General features: G+C 59.8%; 15 protein-coding genes. 8 read left to right on the forward strand and 7 right to left on the reverse strand.

Annotation, left to right across the window (positions count from 1 at the left end; all coding sequences use genetic code 11):
• Nucleotides 1-130: 130 nt before the first annotated feature.
• Nucleotides 131-559, reverse strand: a complete 429-nt coding sequence (locus ACIQAL_RS00460; protein WP_401141306.1) for a DUF1810 domain-containing protein — start codon at nt 557-559, stop codon at nt 131-133.
• 157 nt (nt 560-716) lie between these two features.
• On the opposite strand from ACIQAL_RS00460, the gene ACIQAL_RS00465 reads away from it, so the two are divergent.
• A complete protein-coding gene (locus ACIQAL_RS00465) occupies nt 717-1055 on the forward strand; it encodes a zinc ribbon domain-containing protein YjdM (protein WP_199884985.1) in 339 nt (112 codons plus the stop codon).
• A 143-nt stretch (nt 1056-1198) separates the two neighbouring features.
• Here the strand turns inward: ACIQAL_RS00465 and ACIQAL_RS00470 are convergent, their stop codons facing one another.
• From ACIQAL_RS00470 to ACIQAL_RS00485, 4 genes are read right to left on the reverse strand one after another with little or no spacing between them, the layout of a single operon-like run.
• Nucleotides 1199-2563, reverse strand: coding sequence for a heavy metal sensor histidine kinase (locus ACIQAL_RS00470; protein ID WP_401141310.1), 1365 nt, complete (start codon nt 2561-2563; stop codon nt 1199-1201).
• Nucleotides 2553-3230 (reverse strand): heavy metal response regulator transcription factor, encoded by a 678-nt coding sequence (locus tag ACIQAL_RS00475; protein ID WP_166593705.1) that lies wholly within the window; start codon nt 3228-3230, stop codon nt 2553-2555. The genes ACIQAL_RS00470 and ACIQAL_RS00475 overlap by 11 nt, the downstream gene beginning before the upstream one ends.
• 24 nt (nt 3231-3254) lie before the next feature.
• Nucleotides 3255-6389: a multidrug efflux RND transporter permease subunit gene (locus ACIQAL_RS00480; RefSeq protein WP_166593704.1), complete on the reverse strand. Its 3135-nt coding sequence runs from the start codon at nt 6387-6389 to the stop codon at nt 3255-3257.
• Complete coding sequence (locus tag ACIQAL_RS00485) at nt 6386-7558, reverse strand: efflux RND transporter periplasmic adaptor subunit (protein ID WP_401141314.1); 1173 nt, start codon at nt 7556-7558, stop codon at nt 6386-6388. Before ACIQAL_RS00485 ends, ACIQAL_RS00480 begins: the two co-directional genes overlap by 4 nt.
• 266 nt (nt 7559-7824) lie before the next feature.
• On the opposite strand from ACIQAL_RS00485, the gene ACIQAL_RS00490 reads away from it, so the two are divergent.
• From ACIQAL_RS00490 to ACIQAL_RS00520, 7 genes are all read left to right on the forward strand, one after another.
• Complete coding sequence (locus tag ACIQAL_RS00490; protein WP_401141315.1) at nt 7825-8154, forward strand: hypothetical protein; 330 nt, start codon at nt 7825-7827, stop codon at nt 8152-8154.
• A 336-nt stretch (nt 8155-8490) separates the two neighbouring features.
• Nucleotides 8491-9075 (forward strand): fimbrial protein, encoded by a 585-nt coding sequence (locus ACIQAL_RS00495; RefSeq protein WP_401141318.1) that lies wholly within the window; start codon nt 8491-8493, stop codon nt 9073-9075.
• Between the two features lie 61 nt (nt 9076-9136).
• Nucleotides 9137-9892: a molecular chaperone gene (locus tag ACIQAL_RS00500; protein ID WP_401141320.1), complete on the forward strand. Its 756-nt coding sequence runs from the start codon at nt 9137-9139 to the stop codon at nt 9890-9892.
• A 272-nt stretch (nt 9893-10164) separates the two neighbouring features.
• Complete coding sequence (locus tag ACIQAL_RS00505) at nt 10165-12621, forward strand: fimbria/pilus outer membrane usher protein (RefSeq protein WP_401141322.1); 2457 nt, start codon at nt 10165-10167, stop codon at nt 12619-12621.
• The gene (locus ACIQAL_RS00510; protein ID WP_401141324.1) at nt 12618-13394 is read left to right on the forward strand and encodes a molecular chaperone; all 777 of its coding nucleotides are present in this window, start codon (nt 12618-12620) and stop codon (nt 13392-13394) included. The genes ACIQAL_RS00505 and ACIQAL_RS00510 overlap by 4 nt, the downstream gene beginning before the upstream one ends.
• 2 nt (nt 13395-13396) lie before the next feature.
• On the forward strand, nt 13397-14389 hold the full coding sequence (locus tag ACIQAL_RS00515; RefSeq protein WP_401141326.1) for a fimbrial protein: 993 nt from the start codon (nt 13397-13399) through the stop codon (nt 14387-14389).
• Between the two features lie 106 nt (nt 14390-14495).
• Complete coding sequence (locus tag ACIQAL_RS00520) at nt 14496-14732, forward strand: hypothetical protein (protein ID WP_401141329.1); 237 nt, start codon at nt 14496-14498, stop codon at nt 14730-14732.
• A gap of 502 nt (nt 14733-15234) precedes the next feature.
• Here ACIQAL_RS00520 and ACIQAL_RS00525 read toward each other — a convergent pair.
• The gene (locus ACIQAL_RS00525) at nt 15235-16197 is read right to left on the reverse strand and encodes a GlxA family transcriptional regulator (RefSeq protein WP_401141331.1); all 963 of its coding nucleotides are present in this window, start codon (nt 16195-16197) and stop codon (nt 15235-15237) included.
• A gap of 41 nt (nt 16198-16238) precedes the next feature.
• A complete protein-coding gene (locus ACIQAL_RS00530; protein WP_401141334.1) occupies nt 16239-16562 on the reverse strand; it encodes a hypothetical protein in 324 nt (107 codons plus the stop codon).
• Nucleotides 16563-16594 lie beyond the last annotated feature (32 nt).

Here is a 16594-nt window from a genome sequence, read left to right on the forward strand (position 1 = left end):
TCAACATCGGGCGGCCTCCCCTGTGGGAGCGAATTCATTCGCGAATAGCTGTCAGGCGATGGAGATGCTGGGTCTGCAATGCCGCCTCGCGAATGAATTCGCTCCTACAGGGGCATGTCATTGCCATGCGTCAACCTAGGTTAAGTCGCGACACCGTCGCTGTATCCGCTTTACCCCCAAAAAACGCCTCGATCACCTCCTGAAACACTCCAAGCTCCGGCGCCACGCTGGCGAACAGCGACATGCTCGAACGCAGTTTCAGGTCATCCGGCGACCCCATGATCTCCGTGGCGCTGCGGTGCTTCCACTGCAACACCGCGCGGCTGCAGCTTTCCAACCGGGCACCCAGGCAAGGGTGTCGGAGATACGCCAGCGCTTCTTCGCGTCCTGAAATGCCGTAGCGCTGGGCCATCTCGCTGTGACCCAACCCTTTCAACTGGGGAAAGATGAACCACATCCAGTGACTGCGCTTGCGCCCGTTGCGCAGCTCCGACAGAGCGCGCTCGAAAAGGGGTTCCTGTGCATCGAGAAAACGTTGCAGATCGTGTTCGTCGTTCATGTCGAAGCCTCTCGCATCAGATCCGCCGCTGTTGGCAGCGCATACCCTGTATGACTGCCGTGAGACGCAAGGTTCCGGGCCATTAAAACCCCACTGTCCGCAGGTGAATAAAAACCCTTATAATCCTGCGCCTATTTTTCCTGATGCGAGAACCGTCGTGAGCTTACCGCCGTGCCCCAAATGCAATTCCGAATACACCTACGAAGACGGCACCCAGCTCGTCTGCCCGGAATGCGCCCACGAGTGGTCCGCCGATGGCGCGGCTGAGGCGAGCGATGACGTGAAGATCATCAAAGACGCCGTAGGCAACACGCTGCAAGACGGCGACACCGTCACCGTGATCAAAGACCTGAAAGTCAAAGGCTCGTCGCTGGTGGTCAAGGTCGGCACCAAGGTCAAGAACATCCGTCTGGTGGACGGCGACCACGACATCGACTGCAAGATCGACGGCATCGGCGCGATGAAGCTGAAGTCGGAGTTCGTCAAGAAAGGCTGACCTCTCGGCCGACTTTTACCCCCTGTGGGAGCGAATTCATTCGCGAAGAAGGGTTCTGGCGATGGAGATGTATCCATTGCTCCACCGTATCGAATGAATTCGCTCCCACAGAGATGCACCTCAGGCCGTGATGCACCCGGTCCTCAGCACGGCAAATTCATCCCGAACGTGTTCTCCCCCCGCTCACTGCGTGCGAACACGGTGCCGCCATGCATCAACGCAATCGCTTTGACGATGGCCAGTCCTAACCCATGATTCGCGCCGCTGTTGCTGCGTGAGGCATCGACCCGGTAAAAACGCTCGAACAGTTTCGGCAAATGCTCCCCCGAAATCTGCGCGCCAGGGTTGGTCACGCCGATGCTGACGTGATCGCCTTCATCCAGAATGTCCACGTGAATGACGTGCCCCGGTGAGGTGTGTTGCACGGCGTTGTGCAGCAGGTTGATCATCGCGCGGCGCAGATGGGCTTTTTCGATGGGGGCGCTGGCGTCACCACGGACCTGAACCTGCACCTGGGCGTCTTCGAGGATGAAGTCCAGGTAATCCAGCGTCGTCGCCACTTCTTCCGCCAAGGACGCTTCGGTCAGTTCGGTGGCCTTGCTGCCTTGATCGGCGCTGGCGAGGAACAGCATGTCGTTGATGATCGAACGCAGCCGCTCCAGCTCTTCGAGGTTGGATTGCAGCACTTCAAAGTAATGCTCGGCGGACCGCCCACGGGTCAGCGCCACTTGGGTCTGGCCAATCAGGTTGGTCAGCGGTGAACGCAGTTCATGGGCCACGTCAGCGTTGAAGGATTCCAGTCGCGAATACGCCTGCTCGACCCGTTCCAGCGTCGAGTTGAATGAGGTCACGAACTGATCCAACTCTGGGGGAAGTGACGAGAGTTGCAGACGACCAGACAGCCGGGGCGGCGCGAGTTTTCGGGCTTCCAGCGACAGATTGAGCAAAGGTTTCAGGCCAATGCGCGCCACCCAATAACCCAGCGCCGAAGCCAGGACAATGCCGATGGCGGCAAGGCTGATCAAGGCGATCAGCAGCGAATGTTGAGTCTGCCAAAATGTCTCCGTGTCGATGGCGGTCAAAAAGCGCAGGGGAGGGCGCTGGTCTTTGGCGGGAAATTCGCTGACGAGGACTTTGAATGGGTAGTCGTGGCCGCCCAGGTTCAGATCGCGCATGCCCAACGGGCCTTTGGCGAAGGTGCGAATCTCGGCGTCGGGGTTGCCGAACTCGTAAGTCGGGTTGTCGCTGACGACCCAGAAACGCAGGCGTTTGTCTTCTTCGCTGAGCAGTTTGAGTTTGGCGTTGATCTTCACCCAGTGCTCAGGCGTGCCGTAGCGCTGAACCGCCGATTCCAGAACGCTGTAGCGCGCATCCACCTCGGCTTCCGGCAACAGGCCCAGGCCCTTGTCGACTTGCAGGTACAACGCCCAGCCGATCAGCAGAAATACCAACAGCGCCACCAGCGCGAACATGCCGCTCAGGCGCAGGGCGATGGAGTTACTCGCCACGACGGCTCTCCAATACGTAACCCATGCCGCGAATGGTGTGCAGCAGTTTCTGTTCGAACGGTCCGTCGAGCTTGGCACGCAGGCGTTTGATCGCGACTTCGACAACATTGGCGTCACTGTCGAAATTGATGTCCCAGACCATCTCGGCAATTGAGGTCTTGGAGAGGATTTGCCCCTGGCGCCGAGCCAGCACGCTCAGCAGCGAGAATTCCTTGGCGGTCAGGTCCAGCCGTGAGCCGGAACGTGTGGCCTTGCGGCTGATCAAGTCGATCCACAGGTCGGCGATGCTGATCTGCACCGGCTCATGGCCGCCACTGCGACGGGTCAGGGCCTGCAGGCGCGCCACCAGTTCCAGAAAGGAAAAGGGTTTGCCCAGATAGTCATCAGCCCCTTCGCGCAGGCCACGAATACGGTCATCAACGTTTTCCCTGGCCGTGAGCATGATCACCGGCGTCTGCTTGCGCGCCCGCAACGCCCGGAGCACCCCATAGCCGTCCAGCCCCGGCAACATGACGTCGAGAATGATGACCGCGTAATCGCTCTCCAGCGCCAGATGCAGACCCTCGATGCCCTCCCGGGCAACGTCGGTGGTATAGCCCTGTTCGGTCAGGCCCCGATGCAGGTAGTCGGCGGTTTTTTCTTCGTCTTCGATAATCAGGACACGCATGGTCCACTCTCACTTCTTGTGTGCTTACTTTTCAGTAGCGAGTAGGGCCGCAGTTTTCTTGTTCGTTACGGGTGCAGTCGGTGTCACGGTCGGATGCCTGCGATGAAAGATTCGTTCCAGTTGCAGGTAAATCACTGGCGTGGTGAACAGCGTCAGCGCCTGGCTCACCAGCAAACCGCCGACGACCGCGATGCCCAACGGCTGACGCAACTCCGCCCCCACACCATAGCCGAGCATCAGCGGCAGGGCACCCAGCAACGCTGCCAGCGTAGTCATGATAATGGGCCGGAAACGCGTCACGCAGGCTTCATAGATCGCGTCTTCAGGCGACAGGCCACGATGACGTTGCCCCTCCAGCGCGAAGTCCACCAGCAGAATGCCGTTTTTCTTGACGATGCCGATCAGCAGGACGATGCCGATCAAGCCCATGATCGAGAAGTCCTGACCCATCAGCCACAGCAGCAACAGCGCGCCAATCCCCGCCGAAGGAAGGGTGGAAATGATCGTCAACGGGTGGACGAAGCTCTCGTACAGCACACCGAGAATGATGTACACCGCGACCAGCGCCGCCAGAATCAGCCACGGCTGGTTGGCCAGCGAACTTTGAAACGCCTGAGCCGCACCCTGGAAATTGCCGATGATCGAAGACGGCATGCCGATCTCGTTTTTCGCCTGGTCGAGCAGTTGCACCGCATCCCCCAAGGCCACGCCCGCTGACAGGTTGAACGACAGGTTTGCTGCCGGAAACATGCCATCGTGGCTGATCGACAACGGCCCCATCTTCGGCGCACCGACTTTGGCCAGCGCCGACAGCGGCACCATCTCGTTGGTCAGCGGCGAGCGCAGGTAGAAGTAATTCAGGCTCTCGGCTTTGCCGCGCTGCGACGGGTCGAGTTCGAGAATGACTTTGTACTGGTTGATGTCGGTCTGGTATTCGTTGATCTGTCGCTGACCGAACGCGTCGTACAGCGCCTGGTCGACGTCCGCCGTGGTCAGGCCGAAGCGCGCGGCGGCGCTGCGGTCGATGTCCAGATGGGTGACGCTGCCGCCCAATTGCAAGTCGTTGGACAGGTCGCGGAACGCCGGGATCGTTTTCAGCTTTTCAGTGAGCTTTTGCGTCCACTCGTTGAGCAGGGCGCCGTTGTTGCTCTTGAGGACGTATTGATACTGCGCACGGCTCGGGCCTGAGCTGAGGTTGATGTCCTGGCCTGCGCGCAGGTAAAGCACGATGCCCGGAATCTTCGCCAGTTTCGGTCGGATGCGGTCGATGAACTCACTGGCGGACACGTCGCGGTCTTCACGGTCTTTCAATGCGATCCAGACCCGACCGTTGGCGATGGTCTGGTTGCTGCCACTCACCCCGACCGAGTGCGAGAAAGCTTTGACCGCCGGGTCTGCGCCGATGATTTTCGCCAGCTGTTTATGTTTTTCCACCATATCCGGGTAAGAAATGTCCGCCGCCGCCTCACTGGTACCGAGCACCATGCCGGTGTCCTGTACCGGAAAGAAGCCCTTGGGGATCAGCACATAGCCAGCGACGGCCAAGCCCAGGGTCAGGCCGAAGATGCTCAGCATCAGGCGCTGGTGGGCGAGGGCATAACGCACGCCACGCGCATAATGCGCCAGCAGCCGCTCGCCGAAACCAGGATTGGCGTGAGCGTCGTGTTTCGGGGCGCGCATGAACAACGCAGCCAGTGTGGGAGCCAGCGTCAGCGAGACCATCACCGAAATCAGAATGGTCGACGTCGCCGTCAGTGCGAACTCCTTGAACAGCCGCCCGACCACGCCGCCCATGAACAGCAGCGGGATGAACGCCGCAATCAGCGAGAAGCTGATCGACACGACGGTAAAGCCGATCTCGCCCGCGCCTTTGATCGCCGCCTCGCGCATGCTTTCGCCCGCTTCGAGGTGTCGGTGAATGTTTTCTACCACCACGATGGCGTCGTCCACCACAAACCCCACGGCCACCACAATCGCCACCAGTGTCAGGTTGTTGAGGCTGAAGCCGAGGACGTACATCAGGGCAAAACTGGCCACCAGCGACACGCCGAGCACAGCGGTGACGATCAGCGTCGCCGAGAGTTGGCGCAGGAACAGCGCCATCACCGCGATCACCAACACGATGGCGATCAGCAGGGTCATTTCCACTTCGTGCAGCGAGGCGCGGATGGTCTTGGTGCGGTCGCTGAGTACGGTGACATCCACCGACGCCGGGAGCATTTCCTGCAAACGCGGCAACTCGCCCAACACCCGGTCCACGGTCTCGACGATGTTGGCGCCGGGCTGGCGGAAGACCACGATGTTCACGCCTTGCTGATCCCCGGACCACGCGTTGACGTAAGCGTTTTCCGAGCCGTCGATGACTTTTGCGACGTCTCGCAGGTGAACCGGGGCGCCGTCCTTGTAGGAAACGATCAGTTGGTCGTAATCCTTGGCCCGAAACAGCTGGTCGTTGGACGCAAGGGTCGACACGTTGTCCTTGCCGTACAGCGCGCCTTTCGCCAGGTTCAGGCTAGTCTGTTGCAGCGCACCGCGCAGGTCGGCCAAGGTCAGGCCGATGGAAGCGAGCTTGTCGGAAGACGCCTGTACGCGAATCGCAGGGCGACGCTGACCGGTGATCGCGACTTGGCCTACGCCGTTGATCTGACTCAACTGACGGGCGAGAAGGGATTCGGTGACGTCGCTCAGCTCAGTGGCAGGCATCAGATTTGAACTGACGCTCAGGATCAGCACCGGGCTGTCCGCCGGGTTGACCTTACGCCAGGTCGGGGCGGTGGGCAGGTCCTTGGGCAACCGGCCCGATGCGGTATTGATCGCGGCTTGTACTTCCTGTGCGGCGGTGTCGATGCTCTTGTTCAGCACGAATTGCAGGGTCAGGTTGGTCGAGCCCAAGGCGCTGCTCGACGTCATTTGCGTCATGCCCGGAATGGCGCTGAACTGCACTTCAAGAGGCGTGGCGACTGACGACGCCATGGTTTCCGGACTGGCGCCGGGCAGCGTGGCCGAGACCTGGATCGTCGGGAATTCGGCTTCCGGCAACGGCGCCACGGGCAGGCGAGGGAAGGCGATGCAGCCGAGCAGGACCAGCGCGAACGTCAGCAATACCGTGGCAATCGGGTGATTCACGCACCAGGCGGAGATCGAACCGTGGCCCTTCATTTCGCGGCTCCAGACGCGCCTGTGGCGGCGTCGGCCAAGGTGTCCACCGGTTGCGCTTTGACGATTTCAATGTGCGAACCGTTTTTGAGCCGCGACTGACCGTCGCTGATCAGCACGTCACCGGCGTTCACGCCGCTGATCAGGGTCAGGTCACTGTCCTGATACAGCACTTTGACCGGGATCACTTCGACGGTATCGCCCTTGACCCGGTAGACATAATGCTGGTCGATGCCGCGCTGCACCACTTGTGGCGGGACTTTCAACGCGTCGCGATCAATCGCGGTCTGAATGCGCACAGTGACCAGCTGGCCGGGCCACAGTTTTTCGGCCCCGTTGTCGAAGACGGCCTTGGCGCGAATGGTGCCCGTCGTGGCAGCGACCTGGTTGTCAATCAACGTGAGCTTGCCCTCACCGAGCAATGTACCGGTCGCGCCTTCCCCCATGTAGGCGTTGACCTTGGCCGGGTCGGCGGACGCCAGCAAATCGTGCAAGGTCGGGAGCATGTGTTGGGGCAATGAGAACTCCACCGACACCGGATCGATCTGGGTCACCGAGAACAGACCGACGGCGTCACTGACGCGCAGGAAATTGCCTTCATCGACATTACGAATGCCGACGCGGCCGGTCACTGGCGAGCGAATCTGCGTGTAAGACAGTTGAACTTGCGAAGCGTTGATCGAGGCCTGATTCCCCTGAACCGTCGCTTTCAGCTGGTTGACCAACGCCTGCTGCTGATCGAATTGCTGCTTGGAAATGCTGTTATCAACGGTGAGCAGCTTGTAGCGCTTAAGGTCTACTTCAGCGACGTCCAGCTGCGCCTGACCTTGGGCCAACTGCGCCTTGGCCTGTTCGAGGGCCGCGCGGATGGAGCGGTCGTCGATGGTCGCCAGCAAGTCGCCGGTCTTGACCTGTTGCCCTTCCTTCACGGCCAGCCGGGTCAGGATGCCGTCGACTTGAGTGCGAATCACCACGCTCTGCAGCGAGAGTACCGACCCGATGCCAGTGACATAACGCGGCACATCCTGCTTGACCACATTGATGACTTGAACAGGCACTGCGGCGGGCGCGCTGACTTTTTTCTCTGTGGGACGCTTGACCGCCCAGACGCCAGCCGCAATCACGACAGCAAGAACAGCAACGGCTAGCACAGATTTTTTGTTTTTGGGCATACAGATATAACGCCAGCGAAAAGGTGAGAGGCGGACAATTGACAGCTTCCTTATAAACCTTTGACCCGGTCAGCAAAATGACTGCTACCTGTCAATATTGTCAGCTGAATAAGGGCGGAGCATGAAGTGGCGTCAAGAAAGGGCGCAACTTGGCGATACCATGAAGGGGGGCGCGAAAATTCCTACAAACAAGTGCCCTAACGTTGGTCGATTGTCTCTGACTCGACTTAACTGTGATAGGTGGGACATCACTTCGGAGTGTGGCGATGAAAGGTAAAAAGACAGTTTCGACGTTTTTTTCAATCGCATTGATCGGGGTTTCCTTGCTGACAGGGTCGGCAGCCTCGGCACAAGGAAGTGCCCTCATGTTTCACGGACAACTCGTTAACGCAGGATGTGACGCCAAAGTGCTCACTGTTCCGGGCCAATTGCATGGCCTGAAGTCTTTGAAAGTGAACGCCAGCCTGACATTGGGCCTCGCCGACCACGATGATGCCTGCGAAGGTTCAGCAGTGCCCGTGTCTCTGGCGTATGCCGAACGCACCTCGGTGTTGGTCGGCGCACACAGTGGGATCGTGACCCTGACCTACCAATAGCGCCCCGACCTCGCTCTGCGTCGAGCGCAAACGACCGCCCCAGTCAATCCGGCTCGGGGCGGTTTTTTTTATGTCTGTCCGTTGCCAACGACGACATTTCCTTACAACCTCCCGGCAAACCTCGGTCCACCCTTTTTTAGAGCGACTTCGCTACAGGCCACGCTGTTCGGGGGCTGTGCGTTTGATCTGTCATGTCCTACAGAAATGTCTGGCACGCTGCACTGTCATTTCTGCAAGTTCGAGGTAGATAACCTGACATCCGGCTTTGAGCGACGCCCTTATAGTTCTCGTCGTCCTCTTGGGCACACACGAATTGACACAAGGAACGTCGTTAACATGAAAAAGATCTCTCTTTCTCTGGCTATCGTGGCCGCAATGGGCTTGGGCGCTGTGGGCAGTGCAAACGCAGCGAACAATGGCAAGTTGGTGTTCAGCGGCACCCTCACCGACATCACCTGTGACGTCGGTGCTGGCACGGGCGCAAGCCCTGGCACCAATCCGGGCGAAATCAATGTCGACCTGGGCAATGTCTCTTTCTCCGAAATCGGCCGGTTCGCCGACAACAAACTGGAAACCGCGTCGCCGATTCAATTGCTGGTCAATTGCACCGGCGGCGCCGCGCAATACAACACCGTGGACATGCGCTTCGTCGCTCGCCAAGGCAGCGGCCTGGATAACCTCGATCAGAAACTGCTGCGCGCCACCGGTGCGGCCGACGGTGTGGGCATCGGTCTGCTGAATTCGTCGTATCAGCTAATGGACCTGAGCGGCAACGAAACCATTGATGCACCGCTGGTTCAGGATGGGGCGGGCGGCGCAACGGCCGAACTCAACTTTGGCGCGGTGTACGTGCTGAACGGTGCGGCCACCAACCCTGGTAATGCGGACGGCTTCCTGCCCTTCGTAATGGATTATCAGTGATGCAACCGGCGGGGCGAGCTTTGCTGGCCCCGCCACCCTCCGATTGAGAGACCGCTCCCTCATGTTTTCTTATTTTTTGAGGCGTCCCACAGCGTGGCTGTGCGCGGCGCTCACGATGACGCTGGCGATTCAGGCACAGGCCGGCATCGTGTTGAACACCACGCGTGTCATCTATCCGGCGACAGATAAAGAAGTCAGCTTGCAGGTCCACAACACCGGCACGTCGGAAATTCTCGCGCAGTCATGGCTTGAGGCTGACAACGAGAGTCCGGCCGCCAGCCACCCTTTGTTCGCGATCACCCCCGCGCTGGCCAGAATGGCCGGTAATGCCAAGCAACTGATCCGGATTATCTATGCCGGGGAAGGCCTGCCGACCGACCGGGAGTCGGTGCTGTGGCTTAACGTTCAGGAAATCCCGCAGACGGCCCGCGAAAACGAATTGCAGATCGCCATCCGCCAAAGAATCAAGCTGTTCTACCGCCCACAGGGGCTGACCGAAGACCCGCTGCAGGCTGCGCAGACCCTGCAATGGCAGGTGCGCGATGGGCAACTCGAAGTCGTCAATCCCGGGCCTTATCACGTCTCGATGATCAAGCTTTCGGCAAGTCATCGAGGGCAAATCGTGTTTCAGGAGGACAGCCGAATGCTGGCGCCCAAGGCCCATATGCAGTGGCCATTGAAGGCGATCAGTCGGCAGGCCCCGTTGGATCTGGCGTTTATCAGCATCAACGATTTCGGCGGTCAGGAACCTTACCGCGCAAAGGTGACGGCTGACCGGGTCATCCAGGCGAACAAGGCCGACTCACGCCCTGACTAGCCACCGCCACGTCCGTCGGGATTTTCGTTACCCACTTTTTAGCCGGACACGCAGCCGGTATCAGCGTCGCATGCCTGTGAGAAAGGATTCCACAGGTGCATCGATACTCAGAGTACGAGTGAAATCAGCTAATGGAACAGCGAGACATCCACACCCAGAAACGTAGTTCGAAACCTATCCCGTCAGATAAACGAAGGCCTGTCCGCACACCGAGTTTCCCCGGGCAGCGTCAACCGCTGAGCACCGGCATCGCCGCTGCGATGGCGTGGACGATGAGCGCCAGCGCCTGGGCGATGACCGGCGGCAGCGGCGAAAACGCTGTGTCCGCAGCGGCCCCGTCTACGGTGAAATTCAACACCGCTTTCATTCAAGGCACCGATCAACCCGCTGATCTGGAGACCTTTCTTCAAGGCAATAGCGTGGTGCCGGGAACGTATAGGGTCGACATTTACGTCAACCGGGCCTTGAGTGGGCGACGCGACATCCCTTTTGTGGCGAACCCGGCAAGCGGCGCGATAGAGGCCTGCCTGACCTTGGAGATGCTCCAACAGTTCGGCATGGACACCTCGGAGTTGGGTAGCACAGACAACGCGCCTGACCGCTGCTTCGATCTTGCCGCCAAGGTCCAGTTCGCCCATGTGGAATACCAGCCCACCAGCCTGCGACTGAACATCAGCATTCCCCAAGCCATGATGTTGCGCAGCGTGCGCGGCTATGTATCTCCGGAGTTGTGGGACGAGGGCGAGACGGCAGCGTTCGTCAATTACAGCTTCAGTGGCGCCCGACGTACGCGGGGCGGCCAGACGCAGGATCAGTATTATCTTGGCCTGCGTAACGGGCTGAACCTGGGTGCCTGGCGATTGCGCAACGAATCTTCGCTGGTCTACGGCGATGCTCAGCCTTATCGCTTTCGCAGCAACCGGAGCTTTCTTCAGCGAGACGTGACGGCGCTCAAGGGTCAACTGACCTTGGGTGAAACGTTCACGGATTCCCAAGTCTTCGACAGCGTACGGTTCGTCGGCGCGATGCTGGCGTCCGATGACGGCATGTTGCCGGACAGCGAACGGGTGTACGCCCCGGTTATTCGGGGCATTGCCGAGACCAACGCGACAGTCGAAGTGCGGCAGAACGGCTTCATGCTCTACAGCGGCAACGTGTCGCCGGGGCCGTTCGAAATCTCGGATATCTACCCCAGTGGCTCAAATGGTGATCTGGAAATCACTGTGGTTGAGGCCGACGGGCGCAAGCGCGTTTTCGTACAGGCCTATGCGTCGTTGCCGATTATGGTCCCCAAGGGGGCATTGCGTTACAGCCTCGCAGCGGGGCGTTACGACAGCCACGATGAGTCTGGCGAGTCACCGACCTTCACCAGCGCGACGCTGATCTACGGTCTGACCGAGCGCATGACCGTGGCGGGAGGCACGCAGGTCGCCGAAGATTTTCGGGCAGGCAACATCGGCGCAGGGGTTAACACAGGCGTCGGTGCGGTGTCGGTGGACGTGACTCAATCCGTCAGCCAGCAGGCCCGCGAAACCCACACCGGGCAAAGCGTGCGGGTGCGTTACGCCAACACGCTGGACCTGACCAACACAACGCTGGCCGTCGCCGGTTATCGCTATTCCACCGACCGGTATCGCACGTTTGACGAGCATGTCGAGGAGCGCCAAGCCTTGAACGGTACGCGGTACGGGCGCGCCAAAGATCGTCTTGAATTCAACCTGACGCAGGCGCTGCCGGAACAGTCTGCGTCGCTGAGCTTTACGGGTTCTGAGCAGCGCTACTGGGACTCGACGGGCAAGACGCGACAGTTTTACCTGACATGGAACGCCGCCTGGCGCAGCCTCAGCTACGGCATTTCTGTAGAACGCAATCAGACCTTTCTGATTGACGGCCAGCGGCAGTCGGACAGCCGCATTGCCCTGACGCTGAGCTTGCCGCTGGGGAACAGCCCGTCGTCTTCGCGGGCCTTTTTCAATGCTGTCCGCGACAGCGTTGGCGACCACGACATGCAGGCCGGTCTCAATGGCCAGGTCTTCGATGATCGCAGCACGTTCTATTCGGTACAGGCCGGGCAAGACAGTCGTTCAGGGTCGTCCGGGTCCGGCAAGATCAACACCACCACGCCGTTCGGCCGTTTCGATGTTGGCTACGGCCAAGGGCGCGATTATCGGGCATTCAACGTCGGTGCGGCGGGGTCAGTGGTCGCCCATGCCGGTGGCGTGAACCTCGGCCAGCCGTTGGGTGAAACCTTCGCACTGGTGCAGGTGAAGGACGTCGCGGGCGCGCGGCTGAGCAATTACAGCCACATAGAAACAGCCGGCAATGGCTATGCGGTGCTGCCTTACACCCAGCCGTATCGCGCCAATTGGGTCAGTCTGGATACGCGTCAGTTGGGCGCTGATGTGGAACTGGAAAACCCGGTGACGCAGGTTATTCCACGCCGGGGAGCGGTTCCAGTGGTGAAGTTCCAGGCGCAGGTCGGGCGACGGGTGCAGTTCGAACTGGTACGCGGAGACGGCAGCCGCGTGCCGCTCGGCGCGGTGGTTGAAGACGGCCACGGTAAGCTGCTGGCAGCGGTTGACCCCACCAGCCGCGCCTTGGTGCTGAGCGAGCAAGACAGTGGCGAATTGGTGGTCAAATGGTCTGATCAGCACTGTCGGGCGCCATTCGACCTGCCGCCGCGCGATCCCCAGCGCACCTACGATCGGATCACGGTGACATGCCGATGAAACGGGCGACCATGATCTGTTTCATCGCACTGCTGGCGGGCGGCGAAGCGCAAGCGGTCGTGTCATTGGGCGGGACGCGGCTTGTGTTCGATGGCCGGTTTCGGGAAGCGACCCTTGACGTCAGCAATCCCGGCAGCGGACCGGTATTGATTCAGGCCTGGATCGAAAACCCAAAAGCCGACCAGGCAGCACCCGTGGATCTGCCGTTCGTACTGACCCCTCATCTGACACAGATTAGTGCGCAAGGGCGACAGACTTTACGGGTGCTTTATGAGGGTGTCGGCATGCCGCAGGATCGCGAATCCCTGCTTCACCTTTACGTGCTGGAAGTGCCCCGTCGTAGCCATGCACCGCAGCAAATGACCATCGCCGTGCGTCAGCGCATCAACGTGTTCTATCGGCCAAAAGGCCTAGATGGCGATCCCGCTGACGTGCCGCAAAGCCTTCGCTGGCAACGGAGCATGCAAGACTCGGACGTCCTCCACGTACGCAATCCGACGGCGTTCCATGCCGCGCTGCTGAAGATCACTTTCGGCGGGGTCCAGATTCAGGAAGACCTCATGCTCGAACCGTTTTCTGAGCGCTCACTTCGCTTACCGGGAGGGCTGACACGGGCTGTAGGAACGGGCTGTCTGCACTTCAAGGCACTCACCGATTACGGCGGACAGCGCGGCTTTTCGGCCCTGTCGCAGGGTTCGGAACCGTTTATGGCTCGACTGCGTAGCACGCTCGGTCGCAGCTCTGTGCCCCCTCTACTCAACGAGAAATGCTGAACATGACGACTTTTTCTTTCTCACGCTGGTGTCCGGTTTTTCTGAGTGTCCTGCTCATGCCTGCGACCGGCATGGCCATGACCTGCAAGACCCAAGGGTCGGGTGAAACGGTGATACGTGCCGATCTCAGCAGCAGCGTTGCCATTCCTGCAACGTTGCCTGATGGCAGCGTTGTCTGGCGTTCGGAGCGCTTGAACGCAGCAATCGAATGCGCCCGCGAAGCGTCCGGCCCTGCGGAAGACGTGGTGCTGTACCTGAATCCCGAGAACGTTCAGATCGGCGAAGGGATTCGTGCGGGGCTGACCCTCAACGGTATCGATTACCTGCAAAGCAACGGGCGAATTCCCACGCAGCAAGTGCTTCCGGCTTGCACCGAGGGAATGGGGAATATCGCAGCCTGTCCAAGGGTCAGTTTCAATCTGCCGTTTTCGGTATTCATACAGAAGTACGGGCCGACGCCGCCGTCCGGATCGGCCAGTGACTTGCTCGACTACCGCATGTTCCAGGTCGACAGCGGCAATGGCATGAGCCCGGTGCCGGACAACAACCTCAACTACGTCATCAACAATTTGATGGGCCTGCGGTTCGTGGCCTGTGATGCCGAGCTCCGAGTGCTGCCGGAAACCGTCGATTTCGGCACCGTGCCCATCAAGAACGTGCGTGTAGGGGAGGTGGCGACTTTTCAGCGGTTTGCGCTGGCGACGAGCCGCACCTGCGATTCGCCGTTCAGCTTGAATGCGCGCTTCACCCCAGTGTCCGGCATGCTGGCGGGCGACGTGCTGGTGCCAGTCAACAACGACAGCATTGGAATCCGTGTGACCCATGCGCCTGCCCACCGACCGATTCGGTTCAACGAGCCGTTTCACATCATTGATCTGCTCGAAGATATGTATTCCGGTACCGCCGATTTCAACGCCGAACTGGTATGGCAGACCAACACCCCGACCCCCGGTCCATTCTCGGCAGAGGTGTTCGTGGACCTGTTTTACAAGTAGCCGTTGCTCGGTTGTCACGGGCGGTCGAAAGGGGATTCAGGTATGCTGCGCGGCCTGCGGGCAACGCCTGTTTGCCCATCGACCGTCCAGCGCTCACGGAGCTTCCATGACCACCCCCGAACACACGCCAGCTCCCGATGTCGCTGACGAATCTGTCGATGTTCAAGCCGAATCCGGCGAGAAAAAGCCGGCCATTCCTGCCTTCGGCTTTCCGTTCAAACCAGCAGAGCTGTTGCAGGCGAAGAAAAACCCGTCGCACTACAAAGGCTCGGGCAAATCGAACCACGACAAACGCCCTGGTGCTGCCCCCTCAGGCACTCGTCGCTCGATGGGCAAGCGCTGATCGCTTGACGCTGGCTCAACTGTGGGAGCGAATTCGTTCGCGAAAAATAGGCCAAGCGCTGGAGAGGTGTCGGTTGTGCCGACCATTCGCGAATAAATTCGCTCCCACAGGGTTCTGCATCACTACGAAATATGAAGTCTGGCGCGCGCTCAACTGTAGGAGCGAATTCATTCGCGAAAAATCGGCCAGGCGCTGGAGATTTGTCGGCTGTCTTGGCCCTTCGCGAATAAATTCGCTCCTACAGGGTTCTGCATCACTGCGAATCGTGAAGTCTGGCGCGCGCTCAACTGTAGGAACGAATTCATTCGCGAAAAATAGCCAGGCGCTGGAGATGCGTCGGCTGTCTTGGCCCTTCGCGAATAAATTCGCTCCCACAGGGTTCTGCATCACTGCGAACCGTGAGGTCTGGCGCGCACTCAACTGTAGGAGCGAATTCATTCGCGAAAAATTGGTCAGGCGCTGAAGAGGTATTGGTTGTACCGGCCGTTAGCCAAAGATGCCTCTAGCCTTCCTTACGAAAACTGTCTCGATACTGCGTCGGCGTCACGCCCAACCGTTGGGTGAAGATCAACCGCATGCGGGCAGCGCTGCCGAATCCGCAGTGATACGCCACCGCCTTGATCACCATTTCGCTGCCTTCCAGCAGGTGCCGGGCGGCGTCGATGCGGGCGCGTTGCACGAACTCGGCCGGGGTGACCTTCGCATCTCGGGCGAACACCCGAGCGAAGCTGCGTGGGCTCATCGACACCACCTCCGCCAAGCGCTCCACTGAAAACGGCTCGCTGATGTGTTCCATCACATAGCGCTGAATCTTCGCCACCGGCGTGTCATCGTCCGCCGAGGCATTCAGGTAGGGGCTGAACTGCGACTGCCCGCCCTGACGCTGGGCCACGACCAGCAAGCGTTTGGCGACGGCCAGCGAAATCGCCGGGCCGTGATCTTCGGCCACCAGCGCCAACGCCATGTCGATCCCCGCCGTGACCCCTGCCGATGTCATCAGCTTGCCGTCTCGCACGTAAATGCGGTCTGGCTCGACCCTGGCTTTCGGAAACAGATCGGCCAATTGCTGCGCGTGGCTCCAATGGGTCGCGGCCTGTTTATCATCCAGCAACCCGGCGTGCCCGAGAATGAAAGCCCCAGTGCAGATCGAGCCATAACGACCCGCCAGCGGCGTTGCCTCATGCAGCCAGGCCGTGATGTGCGGCATTTCTGCGCTTTCGGGTAACAGCGGCCCGCCCGGCACTAACAAAATGTCGAATTGCTTCGGCGCATCGGCCAGCTCGTATTGCGCGCCGAGTGGCATGCCGTTGGAGGCGAGGATGGGGTAGGACGCCGCGCCGATCGTCACGATCTGATAACCCTCTCCTTTGGCGACGTAGCGATTGGCTTCGGCGAAAACATCCAGCGGGCCTGCGACATCCAGGGACTGAACATGGGGGAACAGCACAATCGCAACGCTTTTCATCGAAGCCTCTCAGGCGCCCGGCAAAGGGATGAACATATAGCTCATTTCTTCGGCAGTGTGGTGACGTTATCCCACTCGGTGATCAGCGCTTTCTTGTTTTTACGGTCATACAGGCACAGCTCGGTGCCGGTCTTGTTTTTCATGAACGCTTGCTTGTACTGGCCTTTGATCAGCAGCGCGCTGTATCCCACGCTGTCGTCGAACATCGCAGAGGTGCCGGCAGGTTTGGCGTTTTTCAGGGAGCTGGCCGCGACGCAGCTGTCGACCAGCGTTTTGTCGAAAGCTTTCCAGGCGTCCGGGCTGGAGGCGCTGGCCTGGCCTGCGACGGCAGTGAGGGCGAGCAAAACCAAGGTGGTCCTTTTCATGAGAGTCTCCATCGTTGTCTTATCAGCGGAAT

This window comes from Pseudomonas sp. NPDC088368 (genome assembly GCF_044753445.1).
Classification (GTDB): domain Bacteria; phylum Pseudomonadota; class Gammaproteobacteria; order Pseudomonadales; family Pseudomonadaceae; genus Aquipseudomonas; species Aquipseudomonas bambusae.

Bases quoted from the DNA above. Each gene is read 5' to 3' on its own strand.
- ACIQAL_RS00515 (WP_401141326.1), top strand. From the start codon at position 13,397: ATGACGACTTTTTCTTTCTCACGCTGGTGTCCGGTTTTTCTGAGTGTC.
- ACIQAL_RS00505 (WP_401141322.1), top strand. From the start codon at position 10,165: ATGAGCGCCAGCGCCTGGGCGATGACCGGCGGCAGCGGCGAAAACGCT.
- ACIQAL_RS00525 (WP_401141331.1), bottom strand. From the start codon at position 16,197: ATGAAAAGCGTTGCGATTGTGCTGTTCCCCCATGTTCAGTCCCTGGAT.
- ACIQAL_RS00490 (WP_401141315.1), top strand. From the start codon at position 7,825: ATGAAAGGTAAAAAGACAGTTTCGACGTTTTTTTCAATCGCATTGATC.
- ACIQAL_RS00480 (WP_166593704.1), bottom strand. From the start codon at position 6,389: ATGAAGGGCCACGGTTCGATCTCCGCCTGGTGCGTGAATCACCCGATT.
- ACIQAL_RS00460 (WP_401141306.1), bottom strand. From the start codon at position 559: ATGAACGACGAACACGATCTGCAACGTTTTCTCGATGCACAGGAACCC.
- ACIQAL_RS00495 (WP_401141318.1), top strand. From the start codon at position 8,491: ATGAAAAAGATCTCTCTTTCTCTGGCTATCGTGGCCGCAATGGGCTTG.
- ACIQAL_RS00485 (WP_401141314.1), bottom strand. From the start codon at position 7,558: ATGCCCAAAAACAAAAAATCTGTGCTAGCCGTTGCTGTTCTTGCTGTC.
- ACIQAL_RS00475 (WP_166593705.1), bottom strand. From the start codon at position 3,230: ATGCGTGTCCTGATTATCGAAGACGAAGAAAAAACCGCCGACTACCTG.
- ACIQAL_RS00500 (WP_401141320.1), top strand. From the start codon at position 9,137: ATGTTTTCTTATTTTTTGAGGCGTCCCACAGCGTGGCTGTGCGCGGCG.
- ACIQAL_RS00510 (WP_401141324.1), top strand. From the start codon at position 12,618: ATGAAACGGGCGACCATGATCTGTTTCATCGCACTGCTGGCGGGCGGC.
- ACIQAL_RS00530 (WP_401141334.1), bottom strand. From the start codon at position 16,562: ATGAAAAGGACCACCTTGGTTTTGCTCGCCCTCACTGCCGTCGCAGGC.
- ACIQAL_RS00520 (WP_401141329.1), top strand. From the start codon at position 14,496: ATGACCACCCCCGAACACACGCCAGCTCCCGATGTCGCTGACGAATCT.